The following is a 398-nucleotide window of genomic DNA, read 5'->3' as shown; positions in this document are numbered from 1 at the left end:
CGATCCGGCCGCCATCGCCACAGCCACCGTGAAGCGGTGCGAATATTGCGGGGAGCCCTACAGCCAGTACCCACCGAAAGAATCCGCAAACCGGGACACCTGCACTCCTCCGCCAGGATCCGGATTTGAAGCGTACGAGTTGAGGGCGCCGTCGAGAACAGCAACGACCTTCTCCGCGAAGAGCGCACTGTCGACAAAACGTCTCGGCTCCCTCTCGCCAACACCGAGGGAGAGCGACCACCTGATCCCATTAGCAAGATCCGCCGCATCAACAGCGCCAGCAACACCAAAGCCATACTGAACGAGGACGTCCTCGTTGAACGCGTCGTGCCGCCAAGCCCCCTTAACCCAGTAGGCGTTACTGTATCCTCGAATGGCCTCAGGCTGACCGGAAAAGT

General features: G+C 60.3%; 1 protein-coding gene. It reads right to left on the bottom strand.

The annotated features are described in order from the left end of the window. Positions 1-57 precede the first annotated feature (57 nt). Positions 58-398, bottom strand: a 341-nt coding sequence (locus ACT3TZ_RS15285; RefSeq protein WP_444584263.1) for a hypothetical protein, incomplete at its 5' end; no start/stop codon positions are given.

This window comes from Brachybacterium sp. AOP25-B2-12 (assembly GCF_052378625.1).
GTDB lineage: Bacteria > Actinomycetota > Actinomycetes > Actinomycetales > Dermabacteraceae > Brachybacterium.
Note: the sequence above shows the minus strand (reverse complement) of the source record. Positions and strands in the feature narration are given on the sequence as shown.